Here is a 21,521-nt window from a genome sequence, read left to right as displayed (position 1 = left end):
GCCGCGTCAGCGCGGGCGATCGCGGTCCAGGATGGCGAAGGGCCGCTCGCCCTTGAAGACCCGGAACAGCAGGTAGAGCGCCGGGAACAGCAGCACCGCCCCGGCGGCGAGCGCCCAGAGCACCGGCACCTGCGTCGCGCGCGGCGCGCTCGCCGACGCGAGCGTGTGGTCCGGCACCACGAGGTACGGGTACTGCGACGCGCCCCAGCCCAGCACGATGAGCGTGACCTGCGCGGCCGCCGCGGCGCGCGCCAGGCGCACCTGCCCGCGGTACAGCGCCGCGAACGCGGTGACCGCCGCGGCGCCGGTGGCGAGGTGCAGCGGGATCGACCAGCCGCGCCGGGTCAGCCCGGCGAACACGAGCGGCGCCTCGCGCCAGGAGAGCGCGGCCGACAGGGCCGCGGTCAGGAACACCGCCACGCCCGCGGCGATGGCGCGGCGCCGGAAGTCCTCGCGCAGCGCGCCCTCCGCCTCGACCGCCAGGTACGCCGCGGCCACGTACGCGAACAGCGCGGCGGCGAACGCGCCCACCGCCAGCGGGAACGGCGCCGCCCAGGCGAACGGGGCCTCGCCGCGCGCGGCCGCGCCCAGGCCGCCGGAGGCGAGCGCGCCCACGATCACGCCCAGCGTGAGCGGCGCCACCACCGACGACCCGGAGAACACGAGCCCCCAGCGCGCCTGCACGCGGTCCTCGGGTGCGTCGTAGGTCCGGAACGTGAACGCCGCGCCGCGGAGCACGATGCCGACCAGCAGGAGCATGAGCGGGACGAACAGCGCGATGGTGATGGCCGCGAACGCCGGCGGGAACGCCGTGAACAGCAGCACCACGATCAGGATCAGCCAGACGTGGTTCGCCTCCCAGATCGGCCCGAGCGCCTCCTCGATCAGCGCGCGCTGCTCCTTCTTGCGGGGACCGCCGGCGAGCAGGTCCCAGATCCCGGCGCCGAAGTCCGCCCCGCCGAGCAGCGCGTACAGGACCGCGGCGACGAGGATCACCCCGCCCAGCAGGTCGGCCGGCGTCACGGCCGCACCTCCGCGGTGCCGGCGCCGGGGCCGAGGGCGACGGCGCGCGGGCTCTTCGCGATCTGGCGCCAGAGCAGCGCCACCACCACCACCGCCAGGAACACGTAGAGCACCATGAAGCCGATGAACGGGATCGCGAGGTTCGTCACCGGCGTCACCGAGTCGGCGGTGCGCAGCACGCCCCACACCGTGAACGGCTGGCGGCCCCACTCCGTCACGAGCCAGCCCGCCTCGAGCGCCAGGAAGCCGAACGGGGACGCCACGACCAGCGCCCGCAGCAGCCAGCGCCCCGGCTCGCGGCGGCGCACCCGGAGCACCGCCCAGGCCGCGGCGAGCAGCGCCATGATCGAGCCCAGCCCGACCATCACCTGGAAGGCGAGGTGCACGAGCAGCGTGTTGGGCCAGCGGTCGCGCGGGAACGCCTCCAGGCCGCGCACCTCGGCCTGCGGGTCGTGGAACGCGAGCAGCGAGAGGCCGTACGGGATCTCCAGCGCGTAGCGCGTCTCGCGCCGCTCCTCGTCGGGGATGCCGCCGATGCGCAGCGGCGCGCCGCGCTCGGTCCGGAAGTGGCCCTCCAGCGCGGCGAGCTTCACCGGCTGCGTGGTCGCGATCTGGCGCGCGGAGAAGTCGCCGGAGAGCGGCTGCAGCAGCGCCGCGAGCGCGCCCACGCCGAACGCGATGCGGAGCGCGGCGCGGTGGAACGGGTTGTCCCGCTCGCGCAGGAGCATGAACGCGTGGATGCCCGCCACCGCGAAGCCGGTCGCCGCGTAGCACGAGATGAGGACGTGGATGACCTGGTGCTGCCAGCCGGGCGGGAACATCGCGACGAACGGGTCGATGGCGGCGGCGCCGGCCGCCACCCCGCCGGCGCCCAGCTCGAAGCCGGCCGGCACGTTCATCCAGACGTTCGCGAGCGTCACGAAGAACGCGGAGGTGGCGCCGCTCGCCGCGACCACCCACCCGGCGGCGAGGTGCAGGCGCGGGCCGACGCGGCCCCAGCCGTACAGGTAGATGCCGAGGAAGATCGCCTCCGCGAAGAACGCGAAGCCCTCCAGCGAGAACGGCATGCCGATGATGGGCCCCGCGAACTGCATGAAGCGCGGCCAGAGCAGCCCCAGCTCGAACGAGATGACGGTGCCGGAGACGGCGCCCACGGCGAACAGGATGGCGGTGCCCTTCGCCCAGCGGCGCGCCAGCTCCAGGTGCACCTCCGAGCCGGTGCGGCGCCAGCGCCATTCGGCCAGGACCATGAAGAGCGGCATGGCCACGCCGACGGCGGCGAAGACGATGTGGAAGGCGAGCGAGACACCGAAGAGCGCGCGGGCGGCGAGGAGGTCGGTCACGGCGGCCGATACTTGCCCACCCGGACGGCTGTTCGCCCGGCCTCTCCGGGTGCGGCAGCGTGTCGCTTGCGCCCGGCGGGACGCGGCTTCCGGCGTGCGCCGGGCCGCCGCCCGGCGCTCGCCTCCGCGCCCGCCCCGCGGCCTCGCACCGGCGCGGGCACGTCGCCAGATTCGCGAAGACCTGCGGACACGGAGGACGGGATGGAACACGAGGATCGTGCGACGGAGATGGTGGAGGGGACGACGGCGCGGGTGCCGTCGCTGGCGTTCCTGGGGATCGCGCTCGGGGCGATGGCCGCGTCGGCCGCGCTCGTGATCACCGGGCGCAAGCAGCTCGGGAACTTCGTCGGCCAGTGGGCGCCGTCGATCCTGATCATGGGCCTGTACAACAAGCTCGCGAAGGAGGTCGCGGTCCCGAAGCGCCGCGGGCTCGAGAGCCCGTACACGGCCGGCGGCATCGTGACGGGCGCATAGGCGGGGCCCGGCGGCGGGCGCGCGCGGGCGCGGCGGCGATCGCCCGCCCTCCCGCGCGCGCTAGCGGCCGGTGAGCGCGCGCACCTGCGCCCGGGTGCGGCCCGGGACGTTGGTGATGAGGGCGGCCGCACCGAGCCCGGTGAGCCGCGCCACCTCGTCCGGCGCGTCCACGGTCCAGGCGTTCACCGCCAGGCCGCGCGCCCGCCAGGCCTCGGCGCGCGCCGGGGTGACGAGCGAGGCGTCCGGGTGGACGGCGGCCGCGCCCAGCAGCCGCGCGGCGAGCGCCGTGCGCAGGCGCCAGCGGTGCCCCGGCTCGAAGAGCAGCCCCACCGGCACCTCCGGCGCCGCCAGCCGGAACGCGGCCACCAGCCGGTAGTCGAAGGAGGAGGCGATCACCCTCCCCTCCGCCCCGGCGCGCCGCACGTCGCGCGCCACCGCCTCGGCCAGCCGCAGGTCGCGCCCGCGCGACTTCAGCTCCACGTTCACCACCGCCCCGGGGAGCGCCTCCAGCACCTCCGGCAGCGTCGAGATCCGCTCCCCCCGGAACCGCCCGCCCTTCCACGCGCCCACGTCGAGCGCGCGCAGCTCGGCGAGCGGCGTGGCGTCCACCCGGAACCGCGCGCCGGCCACGCGCCCGGTGTCCTCGTCGTGGACGACCACCACCTCCCCGGTGCGGCACCGCCAGACGTCCAGCTCCACCCCGTCGGCGCCCTGGGCGAGGGCCAGGCGGAAGGCGGCGAGCGTGTTCTCGGGCGCGTCGGCGCTCGCGCCCCGGTGGCCGAGCACGAGCGGGCGGCCGTCTGCGCGGGGGGCCCTGCGGTTCGGGGTGGGCATCGCCGGCGTCGCGCTCCTGCGCCTCCGCGCCGCCCGGCGCCTTGCCGCCTGGCGCCCGGAGGGTCGCGCGACTATCCTAGCGCGCCGCCTGCCGCGGGATCGCCGCGGCGCGGGCACGGAACCCCCGGATGACCGAGCTCCTCATCGTCGCCTTCGTCGCGCTGCTCGTCTTCGGCGCCACCCGGATCCCGGCGCTGGGGGACGCGCTCGGCCGGGCGGTGCGCGGGTTCCGGACCGCCGCGCGCGGCGACCGCGGCCCCGAGCGGCCGCCGCGGCCCTGACCCGGCGCCGGGCTCACCCGGCGCGCCCCGCCACGAGCCGCGCCGCCACCGCCCGCACGAGCGGGTGCAGCGCGCCGTCGCGGGCCACGTCCGCGACCTCGGCGCCGGGCAGCACCGCCAGCAGCTTCAAGGCCAGCTCCGTCTCGGCGTACGGGTTGCGCACCACCGCGAGCGCCACCGCGGTCCGCGTGCGCCAGCGCGGCGACTCGACCACGCAGCGCAGCGTCTCGGGGCGGCACGGGCGCCGGGCCGCGATCCGCACCACGAACGGCTCCGTGAGCTGCGGGTTGCGGAGCAGCTCGCGGACCACCGACGGCTCGCCCTCCGCCGCGAGCCTGGCCAGCAGGTCCGGATCGCGGTGCGCGCGCGCCAGCGCCTTCTTGTGGCCGAGCGTCAGGTGCGCGAGGCGCGCGTCGGCCCTGTCCCGCGGCGGGCGCCAGGGCGCCCGGGGCGGCGGGGCCACCAGGAGGCCGGTGACCTCGGCGAGGCCGCGCCCGGCGGCCACGGCGTAGAGGTCGGCGCGCCAGGCGTAGGGGAGGTCGGGCTCGGGATCGCGCAGCGCCTGGCCGACCGCCGCCATCGCGCCCCGCGCCTCGCCCGCGCCGCGGCGGGCCAGCGCGGCGATCAGCTCCGCCGCCCGCTCCGGCTCCACGGCCCCGAGCGCGCGCGCCGCGGCGCGCGCGCGGATGGGACCCTCCTCCAGCGCGTCCAGCCGGCGGATCAGCGCGCGGGCCTCCGCCTCCGGCCCGGGCGCCGCGGTCATCGGGCCGCCGCCTCCACGCCGCCGATCGCCGCCACCCGCACGGTGGCGCCGGCCAGGTCGTCCGGCGCGTCCGGCAGCACGACCAGGAACGGCAGCGACTCGCCGGGGCGGATCCGGGCGGGCGCGCGCGCCGCCACGGCGCGGGCCACCGCCTCGAGCTCGGCGGCCCCGCCGGCGCCGTGCAGCTCCTCCGGCGTGGCGACGGCGCCGGCCGGCGCGGTGCCGCGCGCGATCACCTGGCCGTCGCGGACGAGCTCCACCTCGACGCGCGCGCGGGCCACCGGCGACGGCGCGCGCGAGACGACCTTGCCGCGCACGAACAGCACCGGGCCGCCGCGCGCGCGGTCGTAGAGGCCGCTGCGCACCTCGGCCACCGAGAGCGGTCCGGCGGCGCGCTCGCCCACGCCCACCGCGCCCAGCACCGACGAGGGCCGGAACGCGCCCGGCTCGAGCGGCGCGTCGCCGCGCCACGCCACCCGGAACGCGAGCGCGACCAGCAGCAGCGCCGCCAGGGCGGCGGCGTTCACCGCCATCGAGCGCAGCCGCCCGCCGCGCGGGCCCGCGGGCCTCGACGCGTCGCGCGCCGGCGCCTCCGCCGGCACCTCCGCGACCGCGGCCGCCCGGGCGGGCCGCGGGAGCTCCGGGGGGAGCGGAGGCGGGGCCTCCTGCGGGCCGGACGGCTCGGTGGCGAGCGCCAGCGTCTCCTCGCCGCGATCCGCGAAGGAGAGCTCGTTCGGACCGGCGTCCCCGCCGCCCGCCGCCCACGGCGCGGCCCGCGCGAACGGATCGTCCTCGAGCGGCAGCTCGTCCAGCCGCGCCGGCGCCGGCGTCGAGCGCTCCTCGAGCGCCAGGTCCGGGCCGGCCATCGGGCCGCCGGGGAGACCGAGATCGGGCCCGCCGGCGAGGTCGAGGTCCATGGCGGGCGGCGGCGGCGGCGGGTCGAGCGGCGCCTCCAGCTCGGACGGGCCGGCGAGCTCCAGGGCCAGCCCGGCCGGAAGGCCGGGAGCCGGCTCGGGCGGGAACGCGAGGTCGAGGCCGCCCGCGGGCGGCAGCGGCTCGGGCGCGAGCGCGGGCGGCGCGGGGAGCGGCGGCGGCGCGGCGGGCGCCGGCGCGGGCGCGTCGCCGAGCAGGTCGGAGAGATCGGTGAGCGGCAGCGCCGACGAGCCGCCCGGCGCGGCGCCCGGCGCGGGCGCCGCCAGGCCCGCCGGGATCTCGGCGGCGGCCGCCCTGCGGCGGGGCGACACGGACGCGGCGAACGGATCGGCTGCACCGGCGAGCGCCGCGGCGAACGGGTCCGCGCCCCCGGCCTCCGGCGCGAACGGATCGGCCGGGCCGGCGGCGGCCTCGGCGGCGGGGCGATCACCCATCGTGAACGCGAAGGGATCCGCGCCCTCGGGCCCCGCGAAGCCGGTCGGGGGCGTCTCGAGCGCGAACGGATCCGCGGCCGGCGGCCCGCGGGTGGGGCCGGCGAACGGATCGGGGCCGAACGGATCCGGCGCCGGCGCCTGGACGGGCGGACGCGGCGCTGCGAACGGATCGGCCGCGAAGGGATCCGGCGCCGCCGCGAAGGCGGGCTCCGCGAACGGATCGGCCGGGCCGGGGAGCGCCGGGCCCGGCGGCGGGAGCGGCGCCGGACGAGGCTCCGGCGGCGCGGCGACCGGCGGGGCGTCGGGCCGACGGACCGCGAACACCGTCTTGCACCGCGAGCAGCGCACCTTCGCGCCGCGCGGGCCGATCTTGTCGTCCGCGATCCGGAACTTCGCCTGGCAGTGGGTGCAGTGGGCGATCATGCGGGGCGCCGGCAGGACGTTACACCGTCATGCCGCTTGACACCAAGCGCCAACCGCAGGAACAATGCCCGAAGTTTCGCACACTTACCGCCGCGGATGGAGCGATGAGCGACCAGCACACCGAAGGTACGGACACCAGCGCCGCCGGGGTCGAGCCCAAGGTCATCAAGCGGTACACGAACCGGAAGCTCTACGACACGGTGGAGTCCCGGTACGTCACGCTCGACGAGATCGCCGAGATGATCAAGGGCGGTGCCGAGGTCAAGATCATCGACAACCGCACCAAGGAGGACCTCACCTCCATCACCCTCGCGCAGATCATCTTCGAGGAGGAGAAGAAGACCTCCAAGATGAGCCTCGAGACGCTCCGGGACCTCATCCGCCACGGCGGCGAGGTGGCCCAGCGGCTGGTGGTGGGGACGCAGGCCGAGCTCCGCGGGCGGGTCGAGGCGGTCCGGGCCGCGGCCGAGCAGCGGGTGCAGAACCTGATGGCGCGGAGCCAGGCCACCGGCGATCGCGCCAAGGAGCTGATGGCCGCCTCGCAGGAGGCCATGGCGTCCCTCCAGCGCCGGGTGGACGAGCGGGTGCGCGCGGCCGTGGACGGCGTCTCCAGCCTGTCCGAGGTGCGCCGGCAGCTCGACGAGATCACCGCGCGCCTGCACGAGCTGGAGCGGAAGCTGGAGGAGTCGGCGCGCGACGACCGCCCGCCGCCGCCGCAGGAGCCGCCCGCCGCGCAGTGACGCGCTAGCCGAACAGCGCGGCGCGCATCGACAGCGAGCCCATGTCGAAGCCGGTGATGGGGAACCGCACCGGGTCCGCGCCCGCCGCCCCGGCCGCGTACAGCAGCGGCAGGTAGTGCTCGGGCGTGGGGTGCGCGCGCCGGCCGTCCGGCGTCCCCAGCGCCTCCACCAGCCAGCGCGCGTCGCCGCGCTCCAGCGCGGCGGCCGCGTCCGCGTCGAACCGCGCGGCCCACGCCGGCGTGGTGGCGTCGCCCCTGCGCCACGCGTCGAACGCGTGCCGCAGGTCGTGCACCAGGTTGCCGCTGCCCATCACCAGCACGCCCTCGTCGCGGAGCGGCGCCAGCGCGCGGCCCAGCGCGAGGTGGCCGGCCGCGTCCAGCTCCGCGGCGATCGAGAGCTGCACCACCGGGACGTCGGCCGCCGGGAACAGGTGGACGAGCACGCTCCAGGTGCCGTGGTCGAGGCCCCAGGCGTCCACCACCCGGGCGCCGTCCCCCGCGACCAGCGCCGCCGCGCGCCGCGCCAGCTCCGGAGCGCCCGGGGCCGGGTAGCGGACGCGGAACAGCGCGTCGGGGAAGCCGCCGAAGTCGTGGACGGTCTCGGGCCGCTCCTGGCCGGTGAGGACGCTGCCCTCGGTGACGAAGTGCGCCGACACCGCCAGGATCGCGCGGGGCCGCGGGAGCAGCGGCGCGAGGCCGCGGAACGCGCGGCTCCACCGGTTGTCCTCGATCGCGTTCATGGGCGAGCCGTGCCCCACGAACAGCACCGGCATCCGCCGCCCCGCGCCCTGCCGCTCCATCGCGCCTCCCGCGTGCCGCGGCCTACGCCGCGTCCGACTGCTTCGCGGCCTGCTTCACCGCCTCGAGCTCGATCGTGATCTCCACCTTCTCGCCCACCAGCACGCCGCCGGTCTCGAGCGCCGCGTTCCACGCCAGCCCGAACTCCTTGCGGTCGAGCGCGGCCTTCGCCGAGAAGCCGGCGCGCTCGTTGCCCCACGGGTCCTTGCCGACGCCGGCGAACTCGGCGTCCAGCGTCACCTCGCGCGTCACGCCGTGCAGGGTGAGGTCGCCCACCACGCGGTAGCCGTCGCCGGCCTTCTCGATGCGGCGCGAGCGGTACGTGAGCTCCGGGTACTTCGCGACGTCGAGGAAGTCCGCCGAGCGCAGGTGGGTGTCGCGGTCGGCGACCTGGGTGTCGATGGAGGCGGCGTCGATCTTCACGTCCACCTTCGCGCCGGTGAGGTCCTGCGGATCGAGCTCCAGGGTGCCGGTCCACCGGGCGAACCGGCCGTGCACCTTGGAGATGACCATGTGGCGGACCCAGAAGTGGATGGCGGAGTGGGTGACGTCGACGGTCCAGGGGGTGGTGGCCATGTCGGATTCCTTTCTGCTTCGATTCGTGAAGGTTCCGCGCGTTTTTCGCGGGTCGGCTCCTCGCTGACGGGAGGAATCTGATACCGTTCCGGTCATGGCGCAATCAGCCGCACAGGGAATGAGTGTTGCGCTGGAGGAACGATGGACCTCGACCTGCTCCGCGTGTTCGCCGCCGTCGCGCGCACCGCCAGCTTCTCCGCCGCCGCGCGCGAGCTGCGCATCCCGAAGTCGTCCGCCAGCCGCGCCGTGGCGCGGCTCGAGGAGGAGCTCGGGGTGCAGCTCCTGTTCCGCACCACGCGCCAGGTGTCGCTGAGCGCGGCCGGCACCGGGCTGTACGACCGGATCGCCCCGCTGCTCCACGGCCTGGAGAGCGCGCTCGGTGAGCTGCCGGAGCGCGAGGAGGAGCCGTCGGGGCTGCTGCGGGTCACCGCGCCGGTGGACATCGGCATCTTCTTCCTGGCCGAGCTCACCGCGCGCTACACGCTGCGCTACCCGGCGGTCTCGGTCGAGCTCGACCTGAGCAGCCGGCTGGTGGACCTGGTGGCGGAGGGCTTCGACGTGGCGCTGCGCGTGGCGCCGGGGCTGAAGGACTCGACGCTGGTGGCGAGGAAGGCCTCCCCGGTGCAGCTGCAGCTGTTCGCCTCCCCGCTCTACCTGGCGCGGCGCGGGACGCCGCGCACCGAGGCGGAGCTCGAGGCGCACGACTGGGTGACGTTCGGGACGCAGGCCCGCAAGCTGCGGCTCGAGGGGGCGCGCGGGACCGTGGAGGTGACGCCCCGCTCGCGGATCCTGTGCCCGGAGCTGCTGTTCGTGCGCGAGGCGATGCGGGCCGGCGCCGGCATCGGCCTGCTGCCCTCGTTCATGGCGGAGCAGGACCTGGCGGCGGGGACGCTGGTGCGCGTGCTGCCGCGCCTGGTGCGGACCGGCGGCAACCTCTACGTGGTGACGCCCGCGACGCGCCACGTCCCGCGCAAGGTGAGCGCGTTCCGCGACCTCGTGCTGGAGCTCGTCAGGAGCCGGCCGCTCGGGCCGCCGCTGCCGTGACGCCGGCCGGTGCGGGCGCGCGCGCCAGCACCTCGTCGCCGATCGCGGCGAGCGCGACCGCGCCGCTCGACCGGGGCGCGTGCTCGAACACGGTCAGCCCGTGGCTCTGCGCCTCGTCCACCTTCACCGACCAGCCCAGCACGGTCCGGGACAGCTCCCCCGGGAACCGCTCGCGCAGCTTCGCCAGGATCTCGTCGGCGAGCTGCGTCTTCCGGTACAGCGTGGGCACCACCAGCGCGAGGGCCGGCGCCGCGCCGCGCTCGGCCCGGAGCCGCTCCAGGCTCTGGACGATCTCGGCGCACCCGTCGAGCGCGAGGTAGGTGAGCGCGACCGGCACCACCAGCTCGCGGGCGGCGCGCAGCACGTTCTCGGTCACGAGCGACAGCGAGGGCGGCGCGTCGATGAGCACCGCGTCGTACCGGTCCTCGCCCACCGTGGCGAGCCGTCGATCGAGCCGCTCGGCGCGGTCCGCCGCCGCGGCCACCGCCACCGGGAAGCCGGCCAGGTCCTTGTTCGCGGGCAGCAGGTCGAGGCCGGCCACCGCGGTGGGCCGGACCACCCGCTCGAGCGGCACCGCGTCGTCGAGCAGCCACTCGTGGACGGTGGGCGACAGGCCGCGCACGTCCACCCCGAGCGACTTCCCGGCGTGGCCCTGCGTGTCGAGGTCGGCCACCAGCACGCGCAGCCCGCGCGCCGCGAGCCGCGCCGCCACGTGCACGCACAGCGTGGTCTTGCAGGTGCCGCCCTTCTCGTTGATGAACGCGATCCGCCGCATGCCGGCCACGTCCCCCCCGCCGGCGCGCTACTCCGGACCGGGCCCGCCGCGGTCCGGGCCGCCGCGGTCCACGCGCTCGGAGAGCCCGTCGATCATCTGCTCGAGCTCCTCCAGCTTGCGCTTCAGCGCCGCGACGTCGTCGCGCGACGGGAGGTTGGCCGCGTGCAGCGCCTGCCGGACCCCGCGGTCGAACGTGCTCCGCGCCTGCAGCGCCGAGCTCACCAGCGACTGGAGCCCCCCGCCGACCCGGTCGCTGGCGAGCAGCTTCCCGACCACCCGGCCCACCTGCTCCTCGCCGGCGGCGAGGGCGCGCTTCAGCACGGGATTCCGCAGCACGTCGTCGAGGATCATCGTGTGTGGACTTGTCCCTTTCCGCTCGATAGCTTGTCAAGCCCAGTGGCTTCCCCCGGCCTGCTCGATCGCCGCCTGCTCGTCGTGACCGGCAAGGGCGGCGTGGGCAAGACGACCGTCTGCGCCGCGCTCGCCCTGCTCGCCGCCCGCGCGGGCAAGCGCGTGCTGGTGTGCGAGGTGAACGCGACCCGCGAGCGGGTCGCCCCCCTGCTCGGCGCGCCTTCCTCGGGGCCCTTCGTGCGGGAGGCGCTGCCCGGGATCTCCACCATCAACGTGACGCCGCACGAGGCCATGCGCGAGTACGGCCTCATGGTCCTGAAGTTCCGGACCATCTACGAGGCGGTCTTCGAGAACCGGCTGGTGCGCTACTTCCTGCGCATGGTGCCGGGCCTCGCCGAGCTGGTGATGCTCGGCAAGGTGCTGCACGAGGTGCGCGCCGAGGAGGGCGGGCGGCCGCGCTGGGACCTGGTGCTGCTCGACGCGCCCGCCACCGGCCACGCGGTCCAGCTCCTGCGCGTCCCGTCCGCGCTCGTGGACACCGTGCCGGCCGGCCCGCTGCGCCACGACGCGGAGTGGATGCAGGCGCTGCTCGTGGACCCGGCGCGCACCGGCGTGGCGCTGGTCACGCTGCCGGAGGAGATGCCGGTCAACGAGGTGATCGAGCTCGACGGGCTGGTGCGCGGCGAGCTGGGCATGGCGGTGGCCGCGCTGGTGGTGAACGCCATGCCGCCGGCGCGCTTCGACGCGGGCGAGGCGGCGGAGCTGGCCCGCCTCGCCGCCGCCGCGCCGCCGCTCGGGCCCGCCGCCGAGGCCGGGCGGATCCAGGCGCTGCGCGCCGAGGCCGCCGGGCGCTACCTGGTCCGCGCCCGGGCCGCGCTCGACCTGCCCACCACCGTGCTGCCGCTCCTGCCCATGGTGGAGTGGGGGCCGGCGGCGGTGGAGGCCATCGCGGCGGCGCTCGCGGCCGCGCCGCCCCCGGAGGCGCGCCCGTGACCACCGTGCGCGACAGCCTGGACGGCCGCCGGGTGGCCGTGTGCGTCGGCGCCGGCGGGGTGGGCAAGACCACCGCCGCGGCCGCGCTGGCGCTCTCGCGCGCGCTGGAGGGCGGGCGGGTGCTGGTGTGCACCATCGACCCGGCGCGGCGCCTCGCGAACGCGCTCGGGCTGGCCACGCTCGGCAACGTCGAGTCGCGCGTGCCGGAGCACAAGCTCGCCGAGGCGGGGCTGCGCCCGCGCGGCGAGCTGTGGGCGATGATGCTGGACGTGAAGCGCACCTGGGACGACCTGGTGGGCCGCCACGCGCCGGACCCGGCCCGCCGCGACCGCATCCTGCGCAACCGGCTGTACCAGCAGATGTCCGCCGCGCTGGCCGGCTCGCAGGAGTACATGGCGATGGAGAAGCTCTACGAGCTCGCCACCGACCGCGACTACGACCTGATCGTCCTCGACACCCCGCCCACCGCGCACGCGCTCGACTTCCTGGACGCGCCCGACCGGATCCTCGACTTCCTCGGCAACGAGACCGCCCGCGCGCTGCTCGCGCCCGCGCTCGGCGCGGGGAGGTTCGGGCTGCGGCTGGCGCAGCTCGGCGGCGGGTACGTGGCGAAGACGCTGGCGCGCTTCACCGGCCAGCAGGTCCTGTCCGACCTGGGCGACTTCCTGCAGGGCTTCCAGGGGATGTACGACGGCTTCAAGGAGCGCGCCGGCGAGGTGCGGGCCATGCTGGCCCGGCCCGAGACCGGGTTCGTGCTGGTGGCGTCGCCGGCGGCCGCGGCCATCGAGGAGGCGCTCGCGTTCCACGAGCGACTTCACGCGGAGTCGATGCCGGTGGCGGGGCTGGTGGTGAACCGGCTCACCCCGGACCTGTGGCCGGCGGCGACGCCGCTGCCGGAGGCCGACGACCTGGCCGCGCCGCTGGCCGCGGCCGCCGCGAGCGCGCCCGACCTGGCCGCGCGGCTCGCGGCCACGCTGGCGGAGCACCAGGCGATGGCCGCCGCGGAGCGCCGCTCGCTCGCCGGCCTCCTCGCCCGGATCGGTGCGCCGCACGCGCTGGTGCCGCGGCTCGAGGGCGACGTGCACGACCTGGCGGGCCTGGCCCGGATGGCAGACCGGCTGTGACGCTCGCGGGTGGTGCCCCGGCGGGCGCGCAGCGCGCGGCGGCGGTTCCCGATTCCGGATCGGCCGTCTAGTATGTGCCCGATGCGCCTTCCCGATCTCGAGGTCGAGACCCACGCCGCGCGCGAGCTGGTGGAGATCACCGCCGAGGTGCGCCGCGCCGTCGCCGCCGCCGGCCTGCGCGAGGGGCTGCTGCTCGTCTACTGCCCGCACACCACCGCCGGGATCACCATCCAGGAGAACGCCGACCCCGACGTGCGGCGCGACCTCGTGCTCGCGCTCGAGAACGCGATCCCGGACGCGCCGGCGCGCGGGCGCTACCGGCACGCGGAGGGCAACAGCCCGGCGCACGTCATGGCCTCGCTGGTGGGGTCCTCGGCCACCGTGATCGTGCGCGACGGCGCGCCGATCCTCGGGACCTGGCAGGGCGTGTACCTGTGCGAGTTCGACGGCCCGCGCCGGCGCACGGTGCACCTGCAGGCGGTGGCCGCGTGATGCGCCGCCTCGCCCTCCTCGCGCTGGCGCTGTCGGCGGCCTGCGCGGGCGCGCGGCGCGCGCCGCCGGCCGCCGAGCAGGTCGCGTTCGCGCCGGGCGAGCCGGTGCCCGGCCCGGCCGAGCGCGACCTCGCCGGGAAGAACGAGGAGGAGCTGGCCGCCCTCGGCGCGGCCGCGACCCAGGCCGGCGACGTCGAGCGCGCCGCCGCGGCCTGGGCGCGCCTCGCGGACGCGTTCCCCGCCTCGCCGCGCGCGCCGGAGGCGCGGCTCCGCGCCGGACTCGCCTACCAGCGCGCCGGCGCGTGGCGCCTCGCGCTGGAGCGCTTCCGCGCGCGCGCCGCCGGGCCGGGCGACGCGGCCGGGGCGCTCGAGGCCGAGTTCGGCGCCGCCGAGTGCCGGTACCACCTCGGCGAGCTGGACGAGGCCGCCGCCGCGCTGGCGGGGCTGGCCGGGCGGCCCGGGCTGGAGCCGGCGGCGCGGATCCGCGCGCTGGCGCTCCACGGCGTGGTGGAGCGCGACGCCGGCCGCGCGGCCGAGGCGGAGCGGTCGCTCCGGCTCGCGGTGGCCCGCTTCGAGGAGGCCTCGGCGGCGGAGCGGCTCGAGCCGTACTTCGCGGCGCAGGCGCAGTACTACCTGGGCGAGCTGTACCGCGACCGCGTGGCCGCCGTCCGGCTCGACCCCTCCACCGGCGACGCGGACGCGCTGCACGGCGCGCTGGAGCGGAAGTCGGAGGCGCTCCTGTCGGCCCAGGGCGAGTACCTCCGCGCCATCCGCCTGGGCGACGCCCGCTGGGCCGTGGCGGCCGGCGCGCGCGTCGGCGAGCTGTACGACGGGCTCCGCCGCGAGCTGCTCGAGGCGCCGCTCCCGCCCGGCCTGGACGCTGCGCGCGCCGACGCCTACCGCGCCGAGCTGCGCGGGCAGGTCGCCGTGCTGGCGTCGAAGGCGGCGAGCGCCTACGAGCAGACGCTGGACTGGGCGCGCCGCGCCGGCGTGGACGACCCGGCGCTGCTCGACGGCGCGCGCGAGGCGCTCTCGCGGCTCGAGCAGGCGGCCGCCGGCGAGGCGCCCGCCGTGCCTTCGCGCTGACGCCTAGGTGCGCGGCGGCTCGCCGCCGTACATCGCGTCGATCTCGGCGCGGAAGTGCTGCTCGATCACCTTCCGCTTCAGCTTCTGCGACGGGGTGACCTCGCCCTCCGCCTCGGAGAGCTCGCGCGGCAGGATGGCGAACTTCTTCACGGTGGCGAAGCGCGGCAGCCCTGCGTTGAGGCGGTCCACGTGACGCTGCAGCAGCTCCTGCACCTCCGGGAGCCGCGCGAGCGCCGACACCGGCTGGCCCGCGTGGCCGTGCTCCGCCGCCCACCTCGCGATGGCGTCGGCGTCGAGCGTCACGAGCGCGGTGACGAAGTTGCGCCGGTCGCCGTGGACCAGCACCTGCGACACGAACGGCGAGATGGCCTTCAGCTTGGACTCGAGCTCGGCCGGCGCGACGTACTTGCCGCCGGAGGTCTTGATGAGGTCCTTCTTCCGGTCGGTGATGGACAGGAACCCGTCCGCGTCCACGAACCCGACGTCGCCGGTGTGCAGCCAGCCCTCCGGGTCGAGCGCCTCGGCGGTCTGCTCGGGCATGCCGCGGTAGCCGCGCATGATCCACGGGCCGCGCATCAGGATCTCGCCGTCCTCGGCGATGCGCACCTCGATGCCCCGGAACGCGGGGCCGACCGTGCCGATCTTCCGCTTCGAGGGCAGGTTCGCGTGCGTCGCCGCGGACGACTCGGTGAGCCCGTAGCCCTCCAGGATCACGATGCCCATCGCGTCGAAGAACTCGGCGATGTCGCGGGAGAGCGGCGCCGAGCCGGACACGAAGAAGCGCAGGCGGCCGCCGAACAGCTCGCGCACCTTGTGGAACACCAGCCGGTCCGCCACCGCGAGCTGCGCCTGGAGCAGCGTCCCGAGGGGACGCCCGGCCCGCCGCGTGCGCGACGCCTCCAGCCCCACGTCGATGGCCCACCGGAAGATGGCCGCCTTGAGGGGGCCGCCGTCGCGCGCGTTCGAGAGGATCTTGTTGTGCACCTTCTCGAAGATCCGCGGCACCGCGCACACGAACGTCGGGCGCACCACGCCGAGGTTCTCGACGATCCGGTCCACCCGGCCGTCCACCGCGGTGGGGAAGCCGATCCGGAGCTGGGCGGTGCCGATCATCTTCCCGAACGAGTGCGCGAGCGGCAGCCAGAAGAACTGCACCGGGTCCTCGTGGTCGAGGATGCCCGAGGCCTGCACCGAGGCCGACTGCGACACCCAGCACGAGTGCGTGAGCTCGACGCCCTTGGGCACCCCGGTCGTGCCGGAGGTGTAGAGCAGGGTGGCGAGCGCGTCGGGGCGCACCGACGCGGCCGTCTCCTCGAACGCGCCGGGGTGCTCCGCGTCCCAGGCGCGGCCGCGCGCCTCCAGGTCGGCGAGCGTCGTCACCCAGCCGTCCGCGCTGCCCTCCCCGTCGAACACCACCACGTGCCGGAGCGCCGGCATCTCGGCGCGGCGCGAGGCCAGCTTCGCGACCTGCAGCGCGTCCTCCGCGAACGCCACCACCGCGCCCGAGTCGGCCAGGATGTACGCGCACTCCTCCGCGGTGGAGGACGGGTAGATGGTGCTGGTGGCGGCGCCGGCGCAGAGGATGCCGAAGTCGGAGAGCACCCACTCGATGCGGGTGGACGCCAGGATGGCGCAGACCTGCTCCGACTCGACGCCGAGCGCCCGGAGGCCCGCGGAGATCGCGCGCACCCGCGCCTCGGTGTCCGCCCAGGTCAGGCTGCGCCAGCCCGCGCCAGCCGGATGGCGGAACGCCTCGGCGTCCGGCGTGAGGCCGACGCGCTCGAGGAAGAGCTCGGGGACGTTGCGGGGCTGGGTGTCGGGCAAGGGCTGGGTCCTCCGGTCGCTGCGGTTGCCGCGGGAATGTAGACCGATCCGGGCCGGCCGGCGAATGGTCGTCGCGGCCGGCGCGGCGGGCGTCCGATCGCCGTCCGTTAAAACGGACAAACGGTTTGGCGCACCCATCCATGGCCGCATTACGCCCGACCGGCTTGACATCCCGCGCGTCCGTTTCTTAGGATGACCATCCAACTCAACGGACCGTCCCCGCCCAGAGGAACGCATGGCCATCCCCCCGAACAGGAAGCTCCGCTTCGAGACGCTGCAGGTCCACGCCGGCCAGGAGCCCGCGCCGGGAACGAACGCCCGCGCGGTCCCCATCTACCAGACGTCGTCCTACACCTTCGACTCGGCGGAGCACGGCGCGAACCTGTTCGCGCTGAAGGAGTTCGGGAACATCTACACGCGGATCATGAACCCGACCACGGACGTGTTCGAGAAGCGCATCGCCGCGCTCGAGGGCGGCGTCGCCGCGCTCGCCACGTCCTCGGGCCAGGCCGCGCAGTTCCTCGCCATCGCGAACCTGGCGCAGGCCGGCGACAACGTGGTCTCGACCAGCAACCTGTACGGCGGCACGTACAACCAGTTCAAGGTCACGCTCCCCCGGCTCGGCATCGACGTGAAGCTGGTGGAGGGCGCCGAGGTGGACACGATCCGCAAGGCGATCGACGGGAAGACGAAGGCGGTCTACGTCGAGTCCATCGGCAACCCCGCCGGCAACGTCCCCGACTTCGAGGCGCTCGCCGCGCTCGCGCACGACAACGGCATCCCGCTGCTGGTGGACAACACCTTCGGCGCCGGCGGCTACTTCTGCCGGCCCATCGAGTGGGGCGCCGACGTGGTGGTGGAGTCCGCCACGAAGTGGATCGGCGGCCACGGCACCTCGATCGGCGGCGTGATCGTGGACTCGGGCAAGTTCGACTGGGCGAAGAGCGGCAAGTTCCCGTTCTTCACCGAGCCGTCCCCGGGCTACCACGGCCTGGTGTTCAACGACGTGTTCGGCCCGAAGGGCCCGTTCGGCAACATCCAGTTCGTCCTGCGCGCCCGCGTCGAGGGGCTGCGCGACCTCGGCCCGACGCTCTCGCCGTTCAACGCGTTCCTGCTGCTGCAGGGCGTCGAGACGCTCTCCCTGCGCGTGCAGCGCATCGGCGAGAACACGCTCGCGCTGGCGCGCTGGCTGAAGTCGCACCCGGACGTCGCCTGGGTGAACTACACCGGCCTCGAGGAGCACCCGTTCCACCAGCGGGCCCGCAAGTACCTGCGGAACGGGTTCGGCGGCGTCTTCACCTTCGGCGTGAAGGGCGGCTACGAGGCGGGCAAGGCGTTCATCGACTCGGTGAAGCTCGCCTCGCACCTCGCGAACGTCGGCGACGCGAAGACGCTGGTGATCCACCCGGCCTCGACCACCCACCAGCAGCTCTCCGACGCCGAGCAGCAGGGCTCCGGCGTCACGCCCGACCAGATCCGCGTCTCGCTGGGCATCGAGCACATCGAGGACATCAAGGAGGACTTCGACGAGGCCCTCCGCGCCACGCGGCGGTAGCCCCTCCTCCCGCCGCGCCGCGCCCCGGCCCCTCCTGCCCCGCGGCGGGAGGGGCCGTTCCGTCCGCGGCGGCGCTCAGATCCGCAGGCCGGCCGCGAAGCCCGCCCACAGGCGCAGCACCCGGTCGCCGTGGCCGAGCTCGCGGGACGGCGTCCCCGCCACCCCCGGATCGAACGCCGGGTCGCGCGACCACAGCACGTTCACGGTGGGGCCGGCCACCAGCGCCAGCCGCCGCGCGACCTGCCACCCGCCCAGCGCCCGCAGCGTCCCGCGGACGTGGTCGATGGGCTCGTCCGGAACCGACTGGCCGATCAGGTCCACGTCGGCGAACCGGCGCGCGCCGCCCAGCCGCACGCCCAGCCCGAGGCCGGTCCAGAGCCGCGCGTCGCCGCCGGTCCGCTGCACCGCGCCGGTGAGCAGGGTGTGGACCCGGCGCGAGCCGAGCAGGACGCCGGCCTCCAGCATGCCGGCGTCGTTCCCGAGCAGCAGCAGCCGCTGCTCGCCGTCGCGGACGAGCGGCACCAGGCCCACCGACGCGCCGTCCACCGTGTCGGCCACGTTGACGACCCCGACCTGCGCGCCGCGAACCGAGCGGGCCACGTTCACGACGCCGACCTGCGCGCCGTGGATCGCGCCCCCCACGTTCACCACCCCGAGCTGCGCGCCCGAGAGCGCGCCGACCACCGAGGTGACCGCGGCCTGCAGGCCGTGCACCTCGGCGGCGTAGCTCACCACCGCGTTCGCCTGCAGGCCGGTGAAGGCGCCGCCGGTCCAGCCCACCACGCCGCCGACCTGCACGCCCCGCCCGTCCCCGCGCACCACGTTCGCGAGGGCGCCGTACTGCCCGCCGCGAAGCGCGCCCGCCAGGTTCCCCATGCTGCCGAGCTGCAGGCCCACCACCTCGCCCCTGGCGGCGTTGCCCATGCCCAGCTGCACCCCGCGCACGTCCTCGTCGACCCACAGCACGGTGCCGATCCCCACGCCGGTGAGCCGCGTCGCGCGCGAGGCGATCAGGCCGAGCTGCAGGTGGTTCTCCACGGCGCGGTCGCCGTTGGTGGAGAGCGGCGGGAACAGCGCCAGGTCGACGAACGCCGTCTCCAGGGCGCCGCCGCGCGCCGCGGTCCGCTCGCGGGCCACCGAGGCGAAGCGCTCGGACGAGAGCTCGAGGCGCTGCCCGTCCGCGAGCGTCACCCGCGCCTCGCGCAGCCGGTCGCCCTCCTCGGCCGTCACGCGGTAGGTGCCCGGCTCGAGCGCCAGCGCCACCGGCCGGCCCGGGTACTTGCGCAGCTCGGCCACGAGCCGCTCGCCGTCGTCGCGCACGAACCAGCGGCCCTGCGCCGAGTCCGGGACCACCAGCGCGGCGCCCCCGCCGCGCAGCTCGGTGAGCACCACCTCGCCGGCCCCGGCGAGCTGGATGTCCCACTCCGGATGCTGGGGGCCGCTGCGGGTCCGCTCGGTGCGCGCGAGCGTCTCCTGGAACGCGAACTGGTACGCCTCGGACAGCGTCACGCGCCCGTCCTGGCTGGTGTCGGCGGCGCCGCGCAGGCCGGTGACGAGCGCGTGCGTGAAGAAGGACGCGCCGATGCGATCCGACTCCTGCGAGGCCTCGTCGGCGGCGCTCGAGGTGAGGATGGCCCGCCCCGACACGCGGCTCGACGCGTCCACCAGGAACGGCGCGGCCCGGGTGCCGCCCTTGCCGCGGGTGAACGCCCCGGAGGCGCACGAGTCGAGGATGGCGATGCGGACCTGCGCCCCCAGGCCGTCGAGCCACCCGCGCACCTCCGCGTAGGGGATGCGGGCGCCGCGCACGAGCAGCCCCTCCTCGTCGGAGTGGCCGGAGTAGTAGAGGAGCACCTCCACGCGCCCGGCGCCGCGCACCGCCGCCACGCGCGCGCCGAGCTCGGACAGCGCGGCGCGCAGGCTGGCCGCGGTGGGCTCCCGCAGCAGCACCGCGTCCCCGGCGGCCACGCCGCCCACGCGCCGGAGCACCTCGTCCATCCGCTCCGCGTCGGTGCCGGCGTACCGGAGCGACGCGCGCCCCGGCCCGCCGTCGTTGACGCCGACCAGCAGCGCGAACCGGCGCAGCGCGCCCGAGGGCGCGGGCACGGCCGCCGCGGGGCGCGCGGCGAGCGCCGCCAGGGCGGCCGCGAGCGCGAGGGAGGGGACGCGGCAGGCGTGGCGCGGGGTCATCGGACGTCCTTGCGGAGCAGGAGCGCGGACTGCTCGAGCCCGGGGGGCAACGGCAGCGGATCGCGGTCGGGGTGCGCGGCGCCGGCGAGCCGCCGGGCGGCGTCCACCACCGCGGCGGAGTCGAACGGCGCGTCGGCGGTGACGAGGAAGAAGCGCTCGAAGCGCGGCGCGTCGTCGAGCAGGTACGCGTGCGGGAGCGCCACCGCGCCGCCCGGCTCCAGCGGCGGCGCCGCGCCGCCCTGCTCCGGCCAGTGCAGCGTGACGGCGCCGCGGCCGTCGAGCGAGATCACCGCGCCGCGCCGCGCGCCGCCGGCCAGGTACGAGAGCTGGACCCGCTCGCCGCCCCGCGCCACGTCGCCGTCGCGGAGCCGCTCGGTCGCGCCCGACGGGGCCTGCCGCCAGGCGCGGAGCTCGGGCCGCTGCCCCTTCAGCCGCACGTCCTCGCCGCCCGCGTCCGGCCCGACGCGCGGCGCGCCGGCGCGGAGCAGCGGCACGGCGACGAGCGCGGCCGCCGCCGCGAGGACCGCGGGCGCCAGCCAGCGCAGGCCCGGCGCGCGCCGCGGGGCCTGCCCCGGCCCGCCGGCCCGGCGGCGGATCTCGGCGAGCGCGGGGCCGGGCGGGTGGTCCCCCGGGAACGCGGCGTCGTCGCGGGCCAGGGCGTCGAGGCGCGCCAGGCCGCCCTCCGCCTCCAGCCGGGCGCGGACGCGGGCCGCCTCCTCCGGCGGGAGCTCGCCGGCGAGGAGCCGCTCCACCAGCCAGTCCGGCGTGCGCGGGGCGGTCATGACGCCACCTCCGCCGCGCCGGCCCCGTCGTCGGCCAGCGCCTCGACGCGCGCGCGGAACGTCCTCAGCCGCTTTCGCACCCCCGCGCCGGAGAGCCCCACCTCGCGGCCCACCTCGTCGAGCGTGAGCCCGTCGACCCAGTGCAGCACCGCCATGACGCGGGTGGACTCCGGCTCGCGCCCGAGCAGCCGGTGGAGCGCGACCCGCGAGAGCGTGCGCGCCTCCGGCTCCTCCGCCGACGCGATGGCGAGCAGCACCCGCTCGTCGCGGTCGGCGGGGTGGCGGCGCTCGCCGCGCAGGACGTTCAGGCACACCCGGGTGGCGATGCGCATGAGCAGCGACGCCGGCGCCTCGCCGTCCACCCGATCGCCCGCGCGGAGCAGGTTCACGAACGTGTCGTGCATCGCGTCCACCGCCTTCTCGTCGTCGCGCAGGAGCCGACGGCACCGGCGCAACACCCGCGCGCCGTGCGCGCGGTACCAGGAATCGACGTCCACCGTCACCCGGGTCCTCCTCGCCGACCGCGCGGCCGGCGGGTTCTACATCGAACCGGGCCCGATCGCGATGTGGGTCGCGGACCGGGCACGAGCGCCCGCGCCGCCCCCCTCCCCGCACCCGACGCCCCTGCCAACACCGCAGGCCGCCGTCCGCGCTACCACGCCTCGTGAAGTCGGCGCGCCGGCCT

At 76.5% G+C, this 21,521-nt stretch carries 22 protein-coding genes; 9 read left to right on the top strand and 13 right to left on the bottom strand.

What is annotated here, in order from left to right; genetic code table 11:
• Positions 1–6 precede the first annotated feature (6 nt).
• Together ANAEK_RS04995 and ANAEK_RS04990 are read right to left on the bottom strand one after the other, a co-directional pair.
• The gene (locus ANAEK_RS04995) at positions 7–1,023 is read right to left on the bottom strand and encodes a cytochrome d ubiquinol oxidase subunit II (RefSeq protein WP_012525063.1); all 1,017 of its coding nucleotides are present in this window, start codon (positions 1,021–1,023) and stop codon (positions 7–9) included.
• Positions 1,020–2,366: a cytochrome ubiquinol oxidase subunit I gene (locus tag ANAEK_RS04990; RefSeq protein ID WP_012525062.1), complete on the bottom strand. Its 1,347-nt coding sequence runs from the start codon at positions 2,364–2,366 to the stop codon at positions 1,020–1,022. The genes ANAEK_RS04995 and ANAEK_RS04990 overlap by 4 nt, the downstream gene beginning before the upstream one ends.
• 201 nt (positions 2,367–2,567) lie before the next feature.
• On the opposite strand from ANAEK_RS04990, the gene ANAEK_RS04985 reads away from it, so the two are divergent.
• Positions 2,568–2,840 carry a hypothetical protein gene (locus ANAEK_RS04985; protein ID WP_012525061.1) on the top strand — a complete coding sequence of 91 codons (273 nt, stop codon included), beginning with the start codon at positions 2,568–2,570 and terminating at the stop codon, positions 2,838–2,840.
• Positions 2,841–2,900: 60 nt separating this feature from the next.
• Here ANAEK_RS04985 and ANAEK_RS04980 read toward each other — a convergent pair whose 3' ends face one another.
• Complete coding sequence (locus ANAEK_RS04980; RefSeq protein ID WP_012525060.1) at positions 2,901–3,674, bottom strand: glycerophosphodiester phosphodiesterase family protein; 774 nt, start codon at positions 3,672–3,674, stop codon at positions 2,901–2,903.
• A gap of 128 nt (positions 3,675–3,802) precedes the next feature.
• Between ANAEK_RS04980 and ANAEK_RS04975 the strand changes: the two genes are divergently transcribed.
• Positions 3,803–3,955 carry a twin-arginine translocase TatA/TatE family subunit gene (locus tag ANAEK_RS04975; protein ID WP_012525059.1) on the top strand — a complete coding sequence of 51 codons (153 nt, stop codon included), beginning with the start codon at positions 3,803–3,805 and terminating at the stop codon, positions 3,953–3,955.
• A 13-nt stretch (positions 3,956–3,968) separates the two neighbouring features.
• Here the strand turns inward: ANAEK_RS04975 and ANAEK_RS04970 are convergent, their stop codons facing one another.
• Together ANAEK_RS04970 and ANAEK_RS04965 are read right to left on the bottom strand one after the other, a co-directional pair.
• A complete protein-coding gene (locus ANAEK_RS04970) occupies positions 3,969–4,718 on the bottom strand; it encodes a hypothetical protein (RefSeq protein ID WP_012525058.1) in 750 nt (249 codons plus the stop codon).
• Positions 4,715–6,508, bottom strand: coding sequence for a zinc-ribbon domain-containing protein (locus tag ANAEK_RS04965; RefSeq protein WP_012525057.1), 1,794 nt, complete (start codon positions 6,506–6,508; stop codon positions 4,715–4,717). The genes ANAEK_RS04970 and ANAEK_RS04965 overlap by 4 nt, the downstream gene beginning before the upstream one ends.
• A gap of 104 nt (positions 6,509–6,612) precedes the next feature.
• Here ANAEK_RS04965 and ANAEK_RS04960 point away from each other — a divergent pair, with 104 nt between their 5' ends.
• Positions 6,613–7,248 (top strand): polyhydroxyalkanoate synthesis repressor PhaR, encoded by a 636-nt coding sequence (locus ANAEK_RS04960; RefSeq protein WP_012525056.1) that lies wholly within the window; start codon positions 6,613–6,615, stop codon positions 7,246–7,248.
• 4 nt (positions 7,249–7,252) lie between these two features.
• On the opposite strand, the gene ygiD is transcribed toward ANAEK_RS04960, so the two are convergent.
• Positions 7,253–8,047, bottom strand: coding sequence for a 4,5-DOPA dioxygenase extradiol (gene ygiD, locus ANAEK_RS04955; protein ID WP_012525055.1), 795 nt, complete (start codon positions 8,045–8,047; stop codon positions 7,253–7,255).
• A 22-nt stretch (positions 8,048–8,069) separates the two neighbouring features.
• A complete protein-coding gene (locus ANAEK_RS04950; RefSeq protein WP_012525054.1) occupies positions 8,070–8,621 on the bottom strand; it encodes a YceI family protein in 552 nt (183 codons plus the stop codon).
• A 141-nt stretch (positions 8,622–8,762) separates the two neighbouring features.
• Between ANAEK_RS04950 and ANAEK_RS04945 the strand changes: the two genes are divergently transcribed.
• Positions 8,763–9,665 (top strand): LysR family transcriptional regulator, encoded by a 903-nt coding sequence (locus ANAEK_RS04945; RefSeq protein WP_012525053.1) that lies wholly within the window; start codon positions 8,763–8,765, stop codon positions 9,663–9,665.
• On the opposite strand, the gene ANAEK_RS04940 is transcribed toward ANAEK_RS04945, so the two are convergent.
• Positions 9,631–10,440: a ParA family protein gene (locus ANAEK_RS04940; protein WP_012525052.1), complete on the bottom strand. Its 810-nt coding sequence runs from the start codon at positions 10,438–10,440 to the stop codon at positions 9,631–9,633. The genes ANAEK_RS04945 and ANAEK_RS04940 overlap by 35 nt on opposite strands.
• A gap of 27 nt (positions 10,441–10,467) precedes the next feature.
• Entirely contained in the window at positions 10,468–10,776 is a 309-nt protein-coding gene (locus ANAEK_RS04935; protein WP_232288373.1) for a phasin family protein, read from the bottom strand.
• A gap of 60 nt (positions 10,777–10,836) precedes the next feature.
• Between ANAEK_RS04935 and ANAEK_RS04930 the strand changes: the two genes are divergently transcribed.
• From ANAEK_RS04930 to ANAEK_RS04915, 4 genes are all read left to right on the top strand, one after another.
• Positions 10,837–11,784, top strand: a complete 948-nt coding sequence (locus ANAEK_RS04930) for an ArsA-related P-loop ATPase (protein WP_012525050.1) — start codon at positions 10,837–10,839, stop codon at positions 11,782–11,784.
• Positions 11,781–12,908: an ArsA-related P-loop ATPase gene (locus ANAEK_RS04925; protein WP_012525049.1), complete on the top strand. Its 1,128-nt coding sequence runs from the start codon at positions 11,781–11,783 to the stop codon at positions 12,906–12,908. Before ANAEK_RS04930 ends, ANAEK_RS04925 begins: the two co-directional genes overlap by 4 nt.
• A gap of 81 nt (positions 12,909–12,989) precedes the next feature.
• Positions 12,990–13,400, top strand: coding sequence for a secondary thiamine-phosphate synthase enzyme YjbQ (locus ANAEK_RS04920; protein ID WP_041454028.1), 411 nt, complete (start codon positions 12,990–12,992; stop codon positions 13,398–13,400).
• Positions 13,400–14,485 (top strand): hypothetical protein, encoded by a 1,086-nt coding sequence (locus ANAEK_RS04915; protein ID WP_012525047.1) that lies wholly within the window; start codon positions 13,400–13,402, stop codon positions 14,483–14,485. Before ANAEK_RS04920 ends, ANAEK_RS04915 begins: the two co-directional genes overlap by 1 nt.
• A gap of 3 nt (positions 14,486–14,488) precedes the next feature.
• Here ANAEK_RS04915 and ANAEK_RS04910 read toward each other — a convergent pair whose 3' ends face one another.
• Positions 14,489–16,309, bottom strand: a complete 1,821-nt coding sequence (locus ANAEK_RS04910; protein WP_012525046.1) for a long-chain fatty acid--CoA ligase — start codon at positions 16,307–16,309, stop codon at positions 14,489–14,491.
• A 235-nt stretch (positions 16,310–16,544) separates the two neighbouring features.
• Here ANAEK_RS04910 and ANAEK_RS04905 point away from each other — a divergent pair, with 235 nt between their 5' ends.
• Complete coding sequence (locus ANAEK_RS04905; protein WP_012525045.1) at positions 16,545–17,864, top strand: O-acetylhomoserine aminocarboxypropyltransferase/cysteine synthase family protein; 1,320 nt, start codon at positions 16,545–16,547, stop codon at positions 17,862–17,864.
• 75 nt (positions 17,865–17,939) lie between these two features.
• On the opposite strand, the gene ANAEK_RS04900 is transcribed toward ANAEK_RS04905, so the two are convergent.
• From ANAEK_RS04900 to ANAEK_RS04890, 3 genes are read right to left on the bottom strand one after another with little or no spacing between them, the layout of a single operon-like run.
• The gene (locus ANAEK_RS04900) at positions 17,940–20,054 is read right to left on the bottom strand and encodes a caspase family protein (protein ID WP_012525044.1); all 2,115 of its coding nucleotides are present in this window, start codon (positions 20,052–20,054) and stop codon (positions 17,940–17,942) included.
• Positions 20,051–20,836, bottom strand: coding sequence for a hypothetical protein (locus ANAEK_RS04895; RefSeq protein ID WP_012525043.1), 786 nt, complete (start codon positions 20,834–20,836; stop codon positions 20,051–20,053). The genes ANAEK_RS04900 and ANAEK_RS04895 overlap by 4 nt, the downstream gene beginning before the upstream one ends.
• Complete coding sequence (locus ANAEK_RS04890; RefSeq protein ID WP_012525042.1) at positions 20,833–21,339, bottom strand: RNA polymerase sigma factor; 507 nt, start codon at positions 21,337–21,339, stop codon at positions 20,833–20,835. Before ANAEK_RS04890 ends, ANAEK_RS04895 begins: the two co-directional genes overlap by 4 nt.
• Positions 21,340–21,521 lie beyond the last annotated feature (182 nt).

It is taken from the genome of Anaeromyxobacter sp. K (assembly GCF_000020805.1).
Taxonomy (GTDB): Bacteria; Myxococcota; Myxococcia; order Myxococcales; family Anaeromyxobacteraceae; genus Anaeromyxobacter; species Anaeromyxobacter dehalogenans.
Note: the sequence above shows the minus strand (reverse complement) of the source record. Positions and strands in the feature narration are given on the sequence as shown.